We start from the raw sequence: 17,660 nt of genomic DNA on the forward strand, positions 1-17,660 counted from the left end.
AGCTGAAGCTGAACCTAACCTTTTTTATTGAATTGATTCATTGTCTCCAAAAAATTGTTCCCTTTGATGAAATGGTCGATTGCATCCACACTTTCTTTTACTGAGTGCAACATTTCGGCATGTTCATTTTTCGGAAACGGGCTCAGCACGTGCTGAATGACCGTCATATTATGTTGAGGTCTTCCGACCCCTATGCGGATCCGGTTGAAATCCTGTGTCCCTAAGTGCTGTATCAAACTTTTGATGCCGTTATGTCCGCCAGCACCACCCTTTTGGCGAAGTCTTATTTTGCCTACCGGCATATCCATATCATCATAGACGACAACCAAATCTTCGATCGGGATGCTGTAGTAATCCATCAGCGGCCTTACCGCTCTTCCCGAATCATTCATGAAAGTCAGCGGTTTGACGAATAAAACTTTTTCACCGTTTACGGTCGTTTCTATATATAACGCTTCAAATTTATTTTTATTATATTTCTCTTTATTCTGAAAAGCCCATTCATCCAAAGCCATAAAGCCGACATTGTGCTTCGTATCGGTATACTTAGGACCTGGGTTTCCTAATCCAACAATCATTTTCATTTATTTTCCCCTATTGTTTCCAGTCGTAGTTACGTTCGCAAGAGAACAAGCGCATGCTTCCCTTTTACGCCAAAAAAGGCCGCACGGATGTAATCCGCACAGTTTGCTTTTGAACAGTATACCACAATCATCGGATATTCGTAAGAAATCGAATTGGGACCCGCAAAAAATATTGTGAACAAAATCGCAATTACCCATTGAAAACAACAACGTTTTATTTTATAATATTTTTATATAATATTTCACGGGTTGTTCACTGTCTATCACTTTCGCGCAATCATCGCTGGTTCTGAAAATCTTTGCCGAGTGGGATAGGCCCAAAGAGTAATCACCTTTGTTTAGTGTTATAATAGAATCAGCAAATAGCGAGAGGAGCATTATAATGGCAGAATTGAGTGGAAATACAGGACAAAAAATTATTTTAGTCGGTGACGGCGCTGTGGGATCAAGTTATGCGTTTGCATTGGTTACACAAAATATTGGTCATGAGTTGGGTATCATTGATATCAACAAAGCGAAAACAGAGGGAGACGCCATCGATCTTTCCCATGCTCTAGCTTATACCTCACCTAAGAAAATCTATGCAGCATCATACGCAGATTGCCACGACGCTGATATCGTTGTATTGACTGCAGGAGCTGCTCAAAAACCTGGTGAAACACGTCTCGATTTAGTAAGCAAGAACTTACGTATCTTCAAGTCAATCATCGGAGAAATCATGGCTAGCGGTTTCGACGGCATTTTCTTGGTAGCATCCAATCCAGTGGATGTCCTCACTTATGCAACTTGGAAATTCTCAGGACTTCCTGCTAACCGCGTCATCGGTTCCGGTACTTCTCTGGACAGTGCTCGCTTCCGCCAAAGCATCGCTGCGCTTGTAGGTGTCGATACCCGTAATGTTCATGCCTATATCTTAGGGGAACACGGCGACACGGAATTCCCTGTCTGGTCCCATGCTAACGTTGGTGGCCTACAGATTTATGAATGGGTGAAACAAACTTCTGCTGTCGATGAAAAAGCTTTAGTCGACGTCTTCTTCAAAGTGCGCGACGCTGCATATGAAATCATCGAGAAAAAAGGAGCGACTTTCTACGGTATCGCTGTAGCATTAGCCCGTATCACAAAAGCGATCCTGAATGATGAAAATGCGATCATGCCTTTATCCGTCTATTTGGATGGAGAATATGAACACAAAGATATCTTTATCGGCGTTCCGGCAGTCATCAACCGTTCCGGTATCCGCAACATCATCGAAATTCCTTTATCTGATGCAGAACAGGAAAAAATGGATCTATCCGCTAACACATTGAAAAAAGTGTTGGAAGAAGGATTCGCCAGCCTGGAAGCAGACGCAAAATAATCGTATTCAACCTCAAACACCCGTCAGTCCCTTTTAGGGCGACAGGTGTTTTTTGTTTTGTTGCGGGTTTCGGTGATGTGGGGTTTGAGGGTCGGGGGGCTCGAAAACATGAATTCTTTCGAGTTATTCATCTTTTCCGGCCTGATTCGGCCACTTCCGATCTACCCATGACACCCCGCCACCCCAGCAGCCCAAAACAAAAAAGCCCTCCAATGGAGGACTTTTTTGAATCATCAGATTCTTATTCGATGATTACAAATTTTTCTTGGAACAACGGGCTTACTGAGCGGTTTTCGTGGATACGTTTGATTGCTTCAGCGATCAATTGTGACACGGATACCATTACAATCTTGTCGCTGACTTTGTCAGCAGGAATATTGATCGAATCAGTAACGATCAATTCTTTGATTACGGAGTTATTGATGCGGTCCATGGCTGGACCTGACAGTACAGCATGTGTGCAGCAAGCATAGACATCCAATGCGCCGGCATCTTGCAATGCTTGTGCAGCCAATGTGATTGTGCCGGCAGTATCGATCATGTCGTCAATCAAGATACATTTTTTGCCTTCGACATTACCGATGATGTTCATGACTTCGGCAACGTTCGCTTTCGGTCTTCTCTTGTCGATGATGGCGATCGGCGCTTTGATGAATTCAGCCAGTTTGCGGGCTCTTGTCACGCCGCCGTGATCAGGTGAAACAACGACCACGTCATCACGCAAAACTTCATGATCCAGGAAGTAACTTGCCAATAACGGAGCACCCAACAAATGATCAACTGGGATATCGAAGAAACCTTGGATTTGAGGAGCATGCATATCAAGTGTCAACAATCTGTCAGCACCGGCATTTGTGATCATATTCGCCACCAATTTTGCTGTGATTGGTTCACGTGATTGGGCTTTGCGATCTTGGCGTGCATAACCATAATAAGGCAACACGATGTTGATTGTCTTGGCACTTGCGCGCTTCAAAGCATCGATCATGATCAAAAGTTCCATCAAGTGGTCGTTTACCGGAGAACTTGTCGATTGGATGACGTAAACGTGGCAACCGCGGATACTTTCGTCGATGTTGATCTTGATTTCACCGTCGCTGAATTGAGATGAAGAAAGGGTCCCTAACTCCACACCAACGTCAGCCGCAATTTTCTCAGCCAAAGGGCGATTTGAACTTAAGGAAAAAATCTTAAGTTTTGGATCTTTGTAATGTTCTGTCATGATAATCCTCCGTTAATCTTTTGTTTTTACCAAATTAAACACATACTGATATTATATTTTCAACATCATTCTACCATACATGTATAAGGTTTTGCTTTATTTTTTGGCTGGCGGTAATTTTTCCCAATAGCCGGGTTTGTTCTCCTGGCGGCTGCGGGCGATGCCCATCGCACCTTCAGGCACATCTTTTGTGATGGTCGAACCAGCAGCCAGGAATGTATTAGCCTCGACGTTGACAGGTGCCACAATGTTCACGTTGCAGCCGATGAACGTGTTGTCACCAATGCTGGAACGGTGTTTGTGTTTGCCGTCATAATTCACGAATACAGTACCACAACCGACGTTGATGTTTTTACCGAGATCCGCATCTCCCACATACGTCAAGTGTCCGACTTTTGTGTCCTCATTCAATATCGCATTCTTCACTTCCACAAAATTTCCGATATGGACGCGTTTTCCGATATGGCTGTTCGGTCTCAAGTGGCTGAACGGGCCGATGTTGCTGTCCGATTCCATCACGGAGTCCTCCAGATTTGAACTTCTGATCTGGACACGGTCACCAATTGTTGTATGGCTCAGTTCTGAGCCTGATCCGATGAAACAATCTTCACCGATGATCGTTTTCCCTTTCAGGAAAACGTTTGGTTCAATTACTGTATCGCTTCCGATAATCACATCAGATTCGATGTAAGTACTATCCGGGTCGATCAAGGTAACGCCATTGCGCATATGTTTTTCATTGATGCGTCTCTTCATGTATACGGAAGCTTCCGCCAAAGCCACACGATCATTCACACCCAAAGCTTCTCCCATGTCGCTCATCTGATAAGCCGTCACGATTTCGCCTTGGTTCTTCAGGATTTCGATGACATCCGGCAAGTAGTACTCGCCTTGCGCATTGTTGTTGCCTACTGATTGCAGCGCGGCAAACAAAAACTTGTTATCGAAAGCATACGTACCGGTATTGATTTCCTGCACAAGCACTTCTTCCGGAGAAGCGTCTTTTTGTTCCACAATTTTTTCTACATTATCTGACGCATTTCTGATGATGCGGCCATAGCCTGTTGGATCAGCAGCATGCGCTGTCAGGATAGTTGCTTTCGCTTTTTTCTCTTCATGGTATTGCAGCAAGGATTCCAACGTGTCTGCAGTCAGGAGCGGTGTATCTCCACAGATGACCAAAGTAGTGCCCTCTTCGTTCTCCAGCACAGCTTGCGCTTGCAGGACAGCGTGGCCTGTTCCCAATTGTTGCGCCTGCAATACATATTCCGAACGATTACCCAAGCATCCTTTAACAGTATCCGCACCGTGCCCTACAATTGTCACTACCTTCTCAATTCCAGCAGCCTCTACTTGATCCACGACATGCTCTACCATTGGTTTTCCGCAAACTGCATGCAGTACTTTATAAAGCTTACTTTTCATGCGCGTTCCTTGACCAGCGGCCAGTATGATTGCAAAACGATTAGCCATAAGCAACTCCTATCTTTTCATTTTATTCCTTCAACTAAATTATCTTAGCCTAAAAACGTGCTTTTTTCAATATGATGTCGTGCATAAATACCGACTTCTTTTCATTTTCTAATGGAAATACGAAGAATACGGATACATTGTTTCTTATTGACCGGTATTTTGGATATACTTGTAGACAGAAAGACACATCGAAAGGATTGATTTTAATGATAAAACCGACTGCGTCATTTTGGATACACGAACTGTTACTTCAGCCACATGCGGAAGGCGGCTATTTTCGTGAAACCGGACATTCGCCCGAACTGATCGTCACCGAAGATCAGCGAGAACGTTATCTCTACAGCAATATTCTTTTTTTGTTGACTGCAGATAACCCATCGCATTTTCACCGTTTAAAATCCGATGAGGCATGGTATTTCCATGAAGGCAGCACCTTGACGATCCATTTATTGCATCCCGACGGCCGGTATGAGGCGGTTAAACTGGGACGACATCCCGAAAAAAGCGAACTTTTCCAATTTACGGTTCCGAAAGGGGTCATCTTCGGAAGCAGCATCGAAGGACCACCAGGAGACTACGCGCTCGTAAGTTGCATGGTTTCCCCAGGGTTCGATTACCGGGATTTTGAGTTGCTGCCTTATGATGCATTACTCAAAGTCTACCCTGATTCAGGGGAAATTCTGGAAAAACTGGCCTACAAAAAACTGCCAGCGGATTCTTTCAGGACTGAACATGTGTAAATTACTACTGGTTCCACTGGTAGAAGTGCGCGTATTTCTTTTCCACGCCAAAGAGCCAGGCCTTAAACTTGCGTTAAGGGTCTAGCTCTTTTTTCATGCTTATGATCAATCGGTGCTTGGATCGAAATAATTACCCAAGCCCACGCTGATAGAATGATCTTTCAGGTCGATATTGTTTACGCGGATCAGTGACGTATAATCGAACACTTCACGTTTGGAATTGTAGCCAGCTTCAGCGAATACCGTCACGCCGACTGTCTCCGATTCGAATTCGGAAATCATGCTGCGCATACCGTTGATGGTGCCGCCGCCTTTCAGGAAGTCATCGACGATGAGAACTTTTGAACCGCGCGGCAAACTGCGCTTGGATAGTTCCATTTTTTCAACACGATCGGATGAACCTGAAACGTAATTGATGCTCACTGTGGATCCTTCGGTAATTTTTGAATCACGACGCACGATGACGAACGGCACATTCAGATAAGTGGCGACCGCTTGCGCGATAGGAACCCCTTTAGTGGCGACAGTCATGACTGCATCCACTTTTTTATCGACGTATTGAGCCGCGATGACACGGCCAATTTTCTGCAGGATTTCCGGATTGCCGAGCATGTCGGAAAGATAAACATATCCACCTGGCAGAAGGCGATCTTTGCTGTTCATGATTTCGCACATTTCTTCTATAATTTCGCGGGCATTTTCTTTGGTGATTGTTGGAATATATTTGACGCCACCTGCTGCACCCGGCAGCGTTTCAACAATCCCTGTTCCCCGATCTTCAAATGTTTTCTTGATGATGGATAAGTCTTCACTGATGGATGATTTCGCTGATTCATAACGTTTAGCGAAATAGGTTAATGAAATCAACCGATGTGGTCTTTCTAGTAAGTAACGGGTCATATCGACCAACCGTTCACTGCGCTTTATTTTCAATCTAAATCTCTCCTCATATTGCGTTCTTTTCCCTATTATATAGTTGATTTCTGAAAAATGGAAGCTTTTAATTGTCGATTGTTCGTTTTTAATCGAATTTTAGCAAAAAAAACAAGAGCAACGTTCTGCTCTTGTCCATATATCTTATTGTTAAGATTCTACTTCTTTTCAGCGATAACCTTATAAATGCTCGTCAAAATGAACATGGCCACGAAAACCAAAGTGATGGTGGCTCCGGGAGGCGTCCCGTATTGGTAGGATGCGAACAGTCCACCGTACATTCCCGTCAAACCGATGCCTATCCCAAGCAGGATGACACCGTTAAAGGTATGCACCAGTCTCATCGAGATGGCTGCCGGCAGAATCATGATTGAAGAAACCAACAGTGACCCAGTAATCGGCATCACCACGCTGATAGCAACCCCTGTGATCACAGAAACCATCAGCGACATCATACGGACGGGCAGCCCCGCTGTATGGGCCGTGTCTTCATCAAAGGTCAAAACATATAACGGTTTACGGAAAACCAGATACAACAGCACGACAATGATTGCCAAAGCCAACAAAATAAGGATTTGCTCGTCATTTATGGTGATGATTGATCCGAACAGATACTGTTCGACACTGGCGTTCTGCTTCCCCGATACGAAGCTCATCAGCACCAATGCCACTGCCATTCCCGTAGCCATCAGAATCGCGATGGATATTTCCGAATAGCCTTTGAAGATGACGCGTAAATATTCGATTCCGATTGCTGCCAAAATGACGATTGCTAATGTGGTGAGCGTCGGATTAATGTTAAGAAGCATCCCTAAAGCAACTCCGGCCAAGGAAACATGCGACAGCGTGTCCGCCATCAATGATTGCCGGCGCAAAATCAGCAGCAGGCCTAAAATGGGTGCCATGATTGCGATCAATGTTGATGCTTGGAAGGCTCTTTGCATAAATCCATAGAGAAACATCTCCACGGCGAATCCTCCTTTCTGACCAACTGAATATGGGTATCCATGAACTCTTTGATATCTTCGTGCTCATGCGTAACCATGATGATTGCTTTTTTGTGGACTTGTGAATTGTGTTTCAGCAAGCGATAGAATCGCTCGCGTGATTCCTTATCCATTCCGGTTGTAGGCTCATCGAGCACAAACAAGTCCGGATCTGTTGCAAAAATACGGGCCAAGGCAATGCGTTGTTTTTGTCCACCGGAAAGTTCACCAATCTTTTTGTTGCGCATTTCCCACATGCCCACGGATTCCAAAGCTTTTTTTACATGGATATGATCTTCTTCATCCAATTTTTTGAACCATTTGCCTTTTTGGTATCTGCCAGACTCCACAAACTCAAGCACCCTACTAGGAAAGCCGATATTGAACGACGAAATCTGCTGTGGTGCATAACCGATTGTCAGCTTTTCCCCACGATAGTTCACCTTCGAAATTGTCGCGCTACCCTCCCGGGGACTCAAAAGCCCCAGTATACTTTTCAATAAGGTCGATTTCGCCGCGCCGTTTTCGCCCGTAAGGATGACGAATTCTCCTTCGTGCACCTGGAATGTGATATCCTGCAGGACAGGTTCATCATCGTAATAGAACGACAGATGCTGTACATCGATATATTCCACTTGAATCCCTCTCTTCTGTTACTGAATCACTTTTTTCAAAGCTGTCAAATTTTCTTCCATCACACTCAGGTAATCTTTACCCGCTTCCTGGTCTTCATCAGTTATCCCTTCAAGCGGACTAAGCACTTCCAGAGAGGCACCTGTTGCTTCAGCCAAAGTTTGCGCTGTTTTTGACGAGGCGCTGTCCGAATAATATACGGTAGTAATCTGATTATCGATCATAAATTGCTGCAGTTCAGCCAGTTTGGCAGGATTCGGTTCCGCATCGGATGACACGTCGGAGACCGCCACTTCAGTCAGTTCGTAACGGCGGGCGATATAGCCAAAAGCAGCGTGCTGGACGACGAATGTGCGGTTTTCGGCAGTCTCAAAGGCAGCCTGATAAGCCGCATCCAGTTCCGACAATTTTTCAGTAAAGGCAGCTGCATTTGCTTCATAACTCTCTTTATTGGCTTCATCCGCCTCAAGGACTCCGGCCAAAATGGCGGTGACTTCCTCTTTCGCATACACCGGATCCAACCAGACATGTGGATCGAGGCTGTGGGCATCTTCGCCTTCATCATCACTATGCTCTTCTTCGGCAGCCTCTTCCAATTCAAAAAGTGTGATATTCTCGGCTGCTTCGACGACGATCACATCGCTCGATTCAATGGATTCCAGCACGCTGGGTACCCACGTTTCCATTTCATCGCTGTTGTAGACGAACACATCCGCGTCAGCGATCGCCGCGATATCCTGCGGTGTCGGCTCGTAGCCATGCGATTCTTGTCCGGCATCCAGCAAAACGGAAACTTCGCCATTGTCGCCTACCACGTTTGTCGCAAAATCGTACATCGGATAGAAGGTTGTAACAACCTTTATCCCATCCTCAGAAACGGCTGCTTCATCGCTTCCGCTCGCCCCACAACCAACCAGAACAAGGGCTGTTGCAGACAAAATGCCTGTTAATTTCAATCTATTTAGCATAATATATTATTCCTCCAAAACGTAATGATTACTGTTTAAGTCCCGATAGACACTTTATCACAATTGGATGCAACGAGTCAACCATTCCGCTTCCATTTCACAAGCAAAAACCGCAAACCCTTCAGAGGGGTTCACGGTTTTCTAATCATTCTTCATTCAGCAGTCGGACCATATAAACTTCTTCACAGAATCCTCGCAAACTGTTGTAGGCTCTTTTGATGCGCGACGTGTTTCTGCTGAATCCGATAATGGTCGGGCCGCTACCGCTCATCGTCACGCCGTCAAGGCCGTACTTCTCCATCCTGTCCTTCAATTGTCGCAGTTCCGGATGCTTATTGAAGGTCACTTGTTCCAATGCATTGCCAACGTTCTGGCACATCCGCTCGTAGTCGCCCTCCTCGATGGCTTGCGCGACGATGCGGGAAGTCGGTTTGTGCTGCAATTGCTCGACAGCCAACAGCCGAAAAATCGTCTTCGTTGAGACGCTCAGACGCGGTTTCGCCAAAATCACCCAACAGGATGGCATCGGCCGCAATTTGCGGACGATTTCCCCTCGACCTGATACGAAGGCTGTGCCCCCCACTATGCTGTAGGGAACATCAGAGCCTACTTGGTTGCCAATCGCAATCAGCTCTTCCACAGAAAGCTTCAGGTCCCAGATCTTGTTCAGCGCACGCAAAGCTGCAGCGGCATCCGTGCTGCCGCCACCCAATCCGGCAGCAACAGGGATTTTCTTGTCGATTTCGATTTTGATCCCCTTCTTTATCCCGCAACGGTCTTTGAGAAGCTTCACTGCTTGATAGACATGATTTCGCGTATCCACCGGCAAAAATACTTTATTCGTGTAGATTCTGATTTCATCTTTTTCGAGAGGAGTAAACGTAAGATGGTCCGCGAGGTCGACTGAAGCCATCACCATTTCGAGTTCATGATAAAGGTCATCCCGCTTATACAATACATCTAATGCCAAATTTATTTTTGCCGGTGCACGTTCAATCCATTCCATCGCTCCACGCTCCTCTCCACTGTTCTTATACTTACAATACTAGCTTAAGCGTGCCGTTTTTAAAAGAAATATATGTCAATAGACAAGAATTACTTTCTGAAGTGTCATTATTGTCTGAATTGATTCCCAGAACCGTTTTTTCCCGCAATCTGTTCGACCTGTCGCAAACGATTTTTTCCATAAAAAAAAACAGACATTTCGGTGTCTGTTTGATTTATTTGGAATAAGTTCTTACATAATTTAAGCGTACAAGCATTTTTCTTCATCGTAAAATAAAATCTCTACAGCTTCGGTTAAAACATCTGCATAACTGTATGATACACGTTCAAATGCATTTTCGTTTTGGTCTAGATCAACCACAAATACAGCATGATACGTTTCCCGTAAAATACCTTTTCGTTCTGTCTTGCGTTTGCGTCCTGCTTGCGCAGTCAGCATAACTTTCTGCCCTAAGTGACATTCCAGTTGTTCTTTAATCTGACTCAAATTATCCGGCATTCTGTTTCACCTCACTGATTCACAGTATAACACAGATAAATTTAATTTACAAGCATATCACAGAGGACGTATGCGCGCAACTATGAAACGAATAAATTTTCAAAGAAATCTTATCAACTTTTTTTACTTTTTTTTAGTAAAACTGCTGGTCGGAAAATTACACCCCGGATGCTTCCTCTTCCCTTCGCAATGGGATTCGGAAAGTGATGTATCCGTATCGATGGTGCTTCAGTACGCGAAAATATCAGGGCATCTTTTGATAGATTATTGAACGTCCAAATATTTGACCAAGGCATTCGCCAAGTCCGCAAATTGTTCGATACTCAGGGCTTCTCCTCGTTTTGAAGGCTCAATGCCGGCTTCTTCAAGTCCAGCTGTCAAAGCCGCCTTGATCTCTTCCGTTTTGCCGTAGCGGGATTGCAGATTGTTCCAGAGCGTTTTTCTGCGTTGATTGAAACCGGCGCGCACCAAATCAAAGAAGAACGCCTCATCGGTAACCTTGACTTTAGGCTCTGCTCTGCGCTGCAGTTTCAGGATTGCCGAATCGACATTCGGTTGCGGCACAAAAACAGTTTTCGGAACGATGAAAGCAATCTCGGCTTCGGTATAGTAGTCGATCGCAATCGTCAATGAACCGAATGCTTTCGTTCCAGGCTTGGCTGTCATACGCTGCGCGACTTCTTTTTGCATCATCATCACAAACGTATCGATCGGTAAATCAGTCTCTATGAAATTCATGATGATTGGCGTCGTGATATAGTAAGGAAGATTCGCTGCTACCACCAAGCGGTCAGCCGGTTCAAAATGCTCTTCGATGACTTGCGGAACATTTGCCTCCAGAATATCCTGAAAAATAATTTCGATATTATCGTATTCCGCAAGTTCCGTCTTCAGAATCGGCGCCAAACGTCTGTCCACTTCAAACGCCACTACTTTTTTGGCTTCTCTGGCAAGTCGTTCCGTCAAGGCTCCGATACCGGGTCCAATCTCGATGACATTAGTGTTTTCATCTATACCGGCTGCAGCAACCATCTTCGTCAATATATTTGGATCCACCAAAAAGTTTTGGCCTAGGCTCTTCTTCATTGTCAAATGGTATTTTTTTAAGATGGCGTTCGTTCTGCTTGGTGTTGCTATATCCTTATGGTATTCTAATCCACTCATTTATTTTCCTCCCCCTGCCGCAAAGCGGTCAGGCTATCCTTTTCAGCCAGTTCTTTCAAAATGGCAGTCATTGCTGTGTTAACAGCTTCTTTTTCTAATTGAAACATGCGTAGGCGTTTCAACAACTGTTTCCCGTTCGTATGGCCGATACCGAGCGAATCGCCCAGCAACTCCCGGTAACGGCCTGAGTCAGCATGTCCGACTAAGTGCCATTCATCCAGAAATTCCCTGTCGATATCGCTCGTTTCCGCATGCCTTTGCGTGTAGATATTCTTCAGCGCTTCCCTGATGACTTCCGGCGAAGCATGCTCAATTCCGAGGCTTCCACCTTTCGGGGATTGCGCGTCATCCTTACGCAAAAACGCATGCTTGACACCAGGGACCCGTTCCACAATCGTTGCCCGGATCTTCCCGCCCGGATAATCCGGATCGGTGAAGACGATCACGCCCCGGGTCGCTTGCGCATGGGCAATCAGCTGCAGCGTCTCTTCATTGATTGCCGATCCGTTCGTTTCGATCGTATCAGCCTCCACCGCCAACTTGATCCGTCTGGTATCATCTTTCCCCTCGACCACGATGATCTCTTCTATTTTCATCTGTCATCCAACCCGAATAATGTATTTGCGTTATTGGTTGTCTGCAGCGCGATCTGTTCGAATGTCTGGCCGCGTAGTTCTGCGATCTTTTCGGCTACATAGCGAACATAGGCCGGCTCATTTCGCTTTCCGCGGAAAGGAACGGGCGCCAGATACGGCGCATCAGTTTCGACCAAAAGCCTCTCTATCGGCACAGCTTTGGCCACTTCATGGACTTCAGTCGCCTTTTTGAAGGTGACGACGCCGCTGATTGAAATGTGCATGCCCAAATCCAAAAACTTCTTCATGTAGTCCACGTCACCGCTGAAACTATGCATGATGCCGCCGATGTCGCGCACATCCTCTTCCTTCAGAATGCGGTACGTATCCTCGATGGCATCACGCATATGGATACTGATCGGCAGTTCCAATTCTTTTGCGATTGCGATTTGTCTTCTGAACACTTTCGCTTGAACGTCACGCGGTGCTGTGTCCCAGTGATAGTCCAGTCCCATCTCTCCCATAGCAACAACTTTTTTTTCTTCAAGCAGTGCCATCAAACTGTCTTCCACTGCCGCAGTATAGGTCGCTGCTTCGGTAGGGTGCCAGCCGATGATGCTGTAGATTTCAGGATATTTTGCGCTCAACTCGAGCGATTTTTTTATTGTGTCCGCATCGAATCCCACTACAGCGAATCTTCCGACACCGGCTTCATGGGCCCTTTCGATGGCCGCATCCGCATCCTCCGCAAAAGCGTCCACATTCAGATGCGTGTGTGTATCAAATAATAGTTTATTCATAGATTCCTTTCCGGTTCCTGCGGGAAGACCTTTGCCTGCCCTGATTCTTCTGCATCTAAAATGGACAAAGGAGTCCAGGACAACTGTCCCAGGCTCCTTGAATCACAAAAACCTTTATGCCACTGTCGAACCATTTGCTGCCGATTCAGGTGCAAGTATGACTTGAAGCACGCCATCTTTTTCAGCAGAAAGGATCATTCCCTGGCTGATTTCACCCTTCATTTTACGTGCTTTTAGGTTAGCGACGATGATGACTTTTTTGCCGATGAAATACGCAGGATCCGGATACCATTGTGCAATGCCCGACAGGATTTGGCGATGACCTTCGTCACCCGCATCCAAACGGAATTTCAGCAACTTGTCCGCGCCTTCGACCTTCTGGCAATCGATGACTTCAGCAACCTTCAGCTCGACTTTATCAAAGTCTTCATATTTGATCTGTTTTTCTTTTTCGGAAGTCAGTACGGTAGTAGTCGGATTCCACTCTGCCGCAACTATTTCCTCTTCCACTGGAGACGTTCCTCCCATTTGTTCCTTGATGTAGGCGACTTCTTCTTCCGTAACGAGACGCGGGAAGATCGGTGTGCCTTTTTCGACTACCTTCACGTCCGCCGGGAACGTTCCAAAGGATACATTTTCCCACGCACCTTGTTTTTCGAAGTCTAAGCCAAGTTGTTCAAACATTTTGAACGGCGCTTGCGTCATGAACGGGGACAGGAGGATGCCGACGACGCGCAAAGTTTCGGCCAAATGCGCCATGACGCTCCCCAACTCTGATTGCTTGGACTCGTCCTTTGCTAAGACCCATGGAGCTGTCTCGTCGATGTATTTGTTCGCGCGTGAAATGAGGCGCCATGTTTCGGACAATGCAGAACTGAACTGCATGTTGTCCATTTCCTTCTGGTAATTCTCGGTTACTTCCGCTGCCATCGCTTTGAGTTCCGCATCGAAAGCTGTTTCTGCTGCGAGCGCCGCAGGGATGTTTCCTCCGAAATATTTATTGATCATGGCGATTGTTCTGTTCAATAAGTTGCCCAGGTCGTTCGCCAAATCATAGTTAATCCGGTTCACGTAGTCTTCCGGCGTGAAGATGCCGTCGCTGCCGAAGGTCACTTCGCGCATCAGGTAGTAGCGTAAAGCATCCAAACCGAAGCGGTCCACCAACATATCCGGATATACAACGTTGCCTTTGGATTTGGACATTTTACCTTCTTTCATCAGTAACCAACCGTGTCCGAAAATTTTCTTCGGAAGCGGTAGATCCAGCGCCATCAGCATAATCGGCCAATAAATGGTGTGGAAACGTACGATTTCTTTTCCGACCATATGCACATCAGCCGGCCAATATTTTTGGTAAAGGGAATCATCAGCCGAACCATATCCTAACGCAGTGATGTAGTTCGCCAACGCATCAATCCAGACGTAGACTACGTGCTTCGGGTTACTTTTAACGGGAATCCCCCAGGTAAAGGTCGTACGTGATACAGCCAGGTCCTCAAGGCCTGGTTTGATAAAATTGTTGACCATTTCGTTTTTGCGCGATTCCGGTTGGATGAAATCAGGATGCGCATCGTAATAAGCCAACAGACGATCCGCGTATTTGCTCATGCGGAAGAAGTAAGACTCCTCTTTCACCAACTCTACTTCATGCCCACTTGGAGCAACCCCGCCGATGATTTTTCCGTCGGTATCGCGGTACACTTCAGCCAATTGTGTCTCAGTGAAGAACTCTTCGTCGGAAACGGAATACCAGCCTTCGTATTCGCCAAGATAGATGTCGCCTTGTGCCAATAATTGTTCGAAGATCTGCTGAACAGCCTGCACATGATCATCATCAGTCGTACGGATGAACTTGTTGTTGGAAATGTCCAGACGTTTCCATAGCTCCTGCATATCCTGAGCCATGCCATCCACATATTCTTTCGGTGTGATGCCTAATTCTGCAGCTTTGTTCTCGATTTTTTGTCCATGCTCATCTGAACCGGTCAGGTAGAACACATCGAATCCCATCAGTTTTTTATAGCGCGCCATTACATCGCATGCGATTGTAGAATACGCATTTCCGATGTGGAGCTTACCGCTCGGATAATAGATTGGAGTAGTGATATAAAATGTATTTTTGTCTTTAGCCACGAATGAGTGCCTCCCTGAATTCTAAGTTGTTTGCGAATGTACGCAACTTACCGTACCATTCTACCACAAAAGTCAAGGGTTTGGGGGTGAAATTCGAAACAAGCGGTAACCTCCTCCCATCGCCTACACCTCCGGATTAACGCACAAAAAAAGCCGAAAGCAACGTTTCGCTCCCGACCTTTCCAATATCATTCAGCTTTTTCAGTATAGTTGTGGATCGCGTCCCGCAAAAAAACAGCTGCGCCTTTACCGGATGCTTTGTCGTAGTATGCCATGAATCTTTCGTCGTCGACATACATCTGGGCCAGCCCGCGATGCGCTTCCGGAGAGTAGCTCGGCCAAGTATAGCTCAACCACTGTTTATGCAACGCAGCAACAGCCAGCGCTGATTCTCCGCCGGCGTCCCCAGTAGCCATCGCTTCCGTCAACAGCTCCTGCAAATGTGCAGCCATTTCCTGCATCGCATCAAAATCCGCTTCGCACATTCCTACGAACTTCTTGTTCGATGCCTGAATGGTCTTTTCACCGTATTTCCCCCGGATTTCCTGCCCGTAACGGCTTTCGTTCTGGGCGAGCACTTCTTTTTTCATTCCTTCAAATTTCTCTTTGTCGCTCATTTTTCTGCCTCCTCTTTTTTCGTCCAGCGTAGCATCCACCGTTCTGATCAGCAATTCGATTTCTGCCTTTTTCTCCAACAACGCTTGTTTATGCGCGACCAATGATCGTTCCGCGTCATAGGCCGGATCGTCCATCGCTGCTTTGATCTCATCAAGCGAAAAGGACAGTTGCTTGAAGAACAGAATCTGCTGCAACCTGTCCACCTCCGCTTCTCCGTAGATGCGGTAACCAGAGGAACTGGTGCGTTTGGGCTTCAGCAGGCCGATTTCATCATAGAAGCGTACCGTCCTCGTGCTGATGCCAGCCAACCGGCTCAATTTTTGGATCGTATATTCCATTGTATCCCCTCCGATGATTTCATCATACACCTTGACGTTGCGTCAAGGTCAACAAATTTCCTCCGTGTATACAAAAAAAGACAGCCCCGGAGGACTGTCGTGAATTTCGGATTATCTTGCAACACGTACGGCAAATGATGCGCCGGAAAGGTTGTAAGAAGAATAAGTAACCGTTTGGCCAGGTGCTGGAGCGTGGATGTATTGTCCGCCGCCTACATAGATAGCTACGTGATAAGTCGCGCCTCTTGAACCCCAGAAAATCAAATCTCCTGCTTGTGCGGCTGATACAGCAATCTGCGTACCTGAGTTTTCTTGAGGAACTGTGTAACCACCGATTTCGATTCCGTATGCTTGTCTGAAAACATAAGAAGTGAAGCCTGAGCAGTCAAATCCAGATGGTGTTTTTCCGCCCCATACATAAGGAACCCCGATGTATTGTGCAGCAATGGAAACAACATCGCCTGTTGGTGCAGATAATGCAGGTGCAGTTACGACTGGCGCGGCCACAACGGGTGCGCTGACGACTGGTGCAGCTGCTACTGGAGCAGATACAACTGGTGCACTTTCAATTACAGGTGTGCTGACTGCTGTTTGAGCAGGAGCAGAGCTAGCAGTTGGTGCTGACTCGGAACTTGCAACTGCACTTGAAGCAATGTCAACGGACGAAGATTCTTCTGAACTTGCTTGTGCGACTGCTGCAGCTACAGTAGCTGCGGCAGCTTCAGCGGCAGCAATGGAAGCAGCCTCTGCAGCAGCGCGTTGGTCAGCTTCTTCTTTTTGAGCTAAGAACATTTCACGGTCGGACTCAGCTGTTGCTTTTTCAGCAGCCAAAGCAGCAACTGCGCTTTCTTGTTCGATTCTCTTCACTTGCAAATCGCCTTTAAGTTGTTCCAACTCCATGGCCATTGCATTGATTTCGTTTAGGTTATCTTCAGTTTTATTTTTTTTGTCTTCAACAGCTTTTTGATCCGCAACTTGCTTCTCTACCAATTCTTTATTGGCGGAAACCATTTTTGATACAACATCGATGCGAGATACTAAATCTGTGAAAGATTCGGATGCTACGATGAAGTTCAAGTAGTTTTCGTTTGAACCGTTCACTTGAACAGATCTCGCTTGCTCATCCAGTTGCTCTTCGCGTTGCGCGATAACAACTTGCAATTCGGCAATATCTTCCTGTAAAACAACAATCTCATCTTGTGTCTTTACGCGGTTTGCCAATAATGTCTCTGCTCTTTTTTCAGCTGCATCAACTTCTGCAGTGATTGCAGATAAATTTTCTGTTGCTGTGCTTTGTTTGCTGTCCAATTCAGAAATTTTAGTTTCTTGTTGTTGGATTTTTGTTAAGATTTCATCTGCTTGTGCTGTAAAAGGCGTTACTATACTTGTTGCAAGGATCGTACCTGCTAATGCGATAGCCACTAATTTCTTCTTCAAGTCTAATTCCTCCACTTACATTCGATTGTCGTTAGTTATAATTCTTATATATCTTTTAAATTTTTATAGTTTTCCTTAAGATTCATCAACATAATGAATCATAACATAGTTTTTTTTCCTTTAGCCCGGTTTCGTCAAGTTGTATCCTAACTGTAACAATTCTGTAAAACGATTCCCCTAATGTGTCCAAAT

The 17,660-nt window shown here is 45.9% G+C and carries 17 protein-coding genes; 2 read left to right on the forward strand and 15 right to left on the reverse strand.

Annotated elements, in window-relative coordinates:
* Positions 1-14: 14 nt before the first annotated feature.
* Positions 15-584, reverse strand: a complete 570-nt coding sequence (gene pth / locus BLV66_RS06365) for an aminoacyl-tRNA hydrolase (RefSeq protein ID WP_086987305.1) — start codon at positions 582-584, stop codon at positions 15-17.
* 382 nt (positions 585-966) lie between these two features.
* On the opposite strand from pth, the gene BLV66_RS06370 reads away from it, so the two are divergent.
* Entirely contained in the window at positions 967-1,944 is a 978-nt protein-coding gene (locus BLV66_RS06370; protein ID WP_086987304.1) for an L-lactate dehydrogenase, read from the forward strand.
* Positions 1,945-2,185: 241 nt separating this feature from the next.
* Here the strand turns inward: BLV66_RS06370 and BLV66_RS06375 are convergent, their stop codons facing one another.
* Positions 2,186-3,166 carry a ribose-phosphate diphosphokinase gene (locus BLV66_RS06375; RefSeq protein WP_086987303.1) on the reverse strand — a complete coding sequence of 327 codons (981 nt, stop codon included), beginning with the start codon at positions 3,164-3,166 and terminating at the stop codon, positions 2,186-2,188.
* Between the two features lie 96 nt (positions 3,167-3,262).
* The gene (gene glmU / locus BLV66_RS06380; RefSeq protein WP_086987302.1) at positions 3,263-4,639 is read right to left on the reverse strand and encodes a bifunctional UDP-N-acetylglucosamine diphosphorylase/glucosamine-1-phosphate N-acetyltransferase GlmU; all 1,377 of its coding nucleotides are present in this window, start codon (positions 4,637-4,639) and stop codon (positions 3,263-3,265) included.
* A 206-nt stretch (positions 4,640-4,845) separates the two neighbouring features.
* Here glmU and BLV66_RS06385 point away from each other — a divergent pair, with 206 nt between their 5' ends.
* Positions 4,846-5,379, forward strand: coding sequence for a cupin domain-containing protein (locus BLV66_RS06385; RefSeq protein ID WP_086987301.1), 534 nt, complete (start codon positions 4,846-4,848; stop codon positions 5,377-5,379).
* Between the two features lie 105 nt (positions 5,380-5,484).
* On the opposite strand, the gene purR is transcribed toward BLV66_RS06385, so the two are convergent.
* From purR to BLV66_RS06445, 12 genes are all read right to left on the reverse strand, one after another.
* Positions 5,485-6,312 (reverse strand): pur operon repressor, encoded by an 828-nt coding sequence (purR, locus tag BLV66_RS06390; RefSeq protein ID WP_086987300.1) that lies wholly within the window; start codon positions 6,310-6,312, stop codon positions 5,485-5,487.
* Between the two features lie 158 nt (positions 6,313-6,470).
* Positions 6,471-7,280 carry a metal ABC transporter permease gene (locus BLV66_RS06395; protein ID WP_086987299.1) on the reverse strand — a complete coding sequence of 270 codons (810 nt, stop codon included), beginning with the start codon at positions 7,278-7,280 and terminating at the stop codon, positions 6,471-6,473.
* Complete coding sequence (locus BLV66_RS06400) at positions 7,226-7,933, reverse strand: metal ABC transporter ATP-binding protein (protein ID WP_086987298.1); 708 nt, start codon at positions 7,931-7,933, stop codon at positions 7,226-7,228. The genes BLV66_RS06395 and BLV66_RS06400 overlap by 55 nt, the downstream gene beginning before the upstream one ends.
* An 18-nt stretch (positions 7,934-7,951) precedes the next feature.
* A complete protein-coding gene (locus BLV66_RS06405) occupies positions 7,952-8,899 on the reverse strand; it encodes a metal ABC transporter solute-binding protein, Zn/Mn family (RefSeq protein ID WP_086987297.1) in 948 nt (315 codons plus the stop codon).
* A gap of 145 nt (positions 8,900-9,044) precedes the next feature.
* Positions 9,045-9,905 (reverse strand): 4-(cytidine 5'-diphospho)-2-C-methyl-D-erythritol kinase, encoded by an 861-nt coding sequence (gene ispE, locus BLV66_RS06410; RefSeq protein ID WP_086987296.1) that lies wholly within the window; start codon positions 9,903-9,905, stop codon positions 9,045-9,047.
* Positions 9,906-10,145: 240 nt separating this feature from the next.
* Positions 10,146-10,403 carry a Veg family protein gene (locus BLV66_RS06415; RefSeq protein ID WP_086987295.1) on the reverse strand — a complete coding sequence of 86 codons (258 nt, stop codon included), beginning with the start codon at positions 10,401-10,403 and terminating at the stop codon, positions 10,146-10,148.
* A gap of 264 nt (positions 10,404-10,667) precedes the next feature.
* Positions 10,668-11,567, reverse strand: coding sequence for a 16S rRNA (adenine(1518)-N(6)/adenine(1519)-N(6))-dimethyltransferase RsmA (gene rsmA, locus BLV66_RS06420; protein WP_086987294.1), 900 nt, complete (start codon positions 11,565-11,567; stop codon positions 10,668-10,670).
* The gene (gene rnmV, locus BLV66_RS06425) at positions 11,564-12,163 is read right to left on the reverse strand and encodes a ribonuclease M5 (RefSeq protein ID WP_086987293.1); all 600 of its coding nucleotides are present in this window, start codon (positions 12,161-12,163) and stop codon (positions 11,564-11,566) included. The genes rsmA and rnmV overlap by 4 nt, the downstream gene beginning before the upstream one ends.
* Positions 12,160-12,942: a TatD family hydrolase gene (locus tag BLV66_RS06430; RefSeq protein WP_086987292.1), complete on the reverse strand. Its 783-nt coding sequence runs from the start codon at positions 12,940-12,942 to the stop codon at positions 12,160-12,162. The genes rnmV and BLV66_RS06430 overlap by 4 nt, the downstream gene beginning before the upstream one ends.
* 114 nt (positions 12,943-13,056) lie before the next feature.
* Positions 13,057-15,075: a methionine--tRNA ligase gene (metG, locus tag BLV66_RS06435; RefSeq protein WP_086987291.1), complete on the reverse strand. Its 2,019-nt coding sequence runs from the start codon at positions 15,073-15,075 to the stop codon at positions 13,057-13,059.
* A 188-nt stretch (positions 15,076-15,263) separates the two neighbouring features.
* Positions 15,264-16,031 carry a MerR family transcriptional regulator gene (locus tag BLV66_RS06440; RefSeq protein WP_086987664.1) on the reverse strand — a complete coding sequence of 256 codons (768 nt, stop codon included), beginning with the start codon at positions 16,029-16,031 and terminating at the stop codon, positions 15,264-15,266.
* 111 nt (positions 16,032-16,142) lie between these two features.
* A complete protein-coding gene (locus tag BLV66_RS06445) occupies positions 16,143-17,468 on the reverse strand; it encodes a C40 family peptidase (RefSeq protein WP_086987290.1) in 1,326 nt (441 codons plus the stop codon).
* Between the last annotated feature and the right edge of the window lie 192 nt (positions 17,469-17,660).

It is taken from the genome of Trichococcus collinsii (genome assembly GCF_900107505.1).
Classification (GTDB): domain Bacteria; phylum Bacillota; class Bacilli; order Lactobacillales; family Aerococcaceae; genus Trichococcus; species Trichococcus collinsii.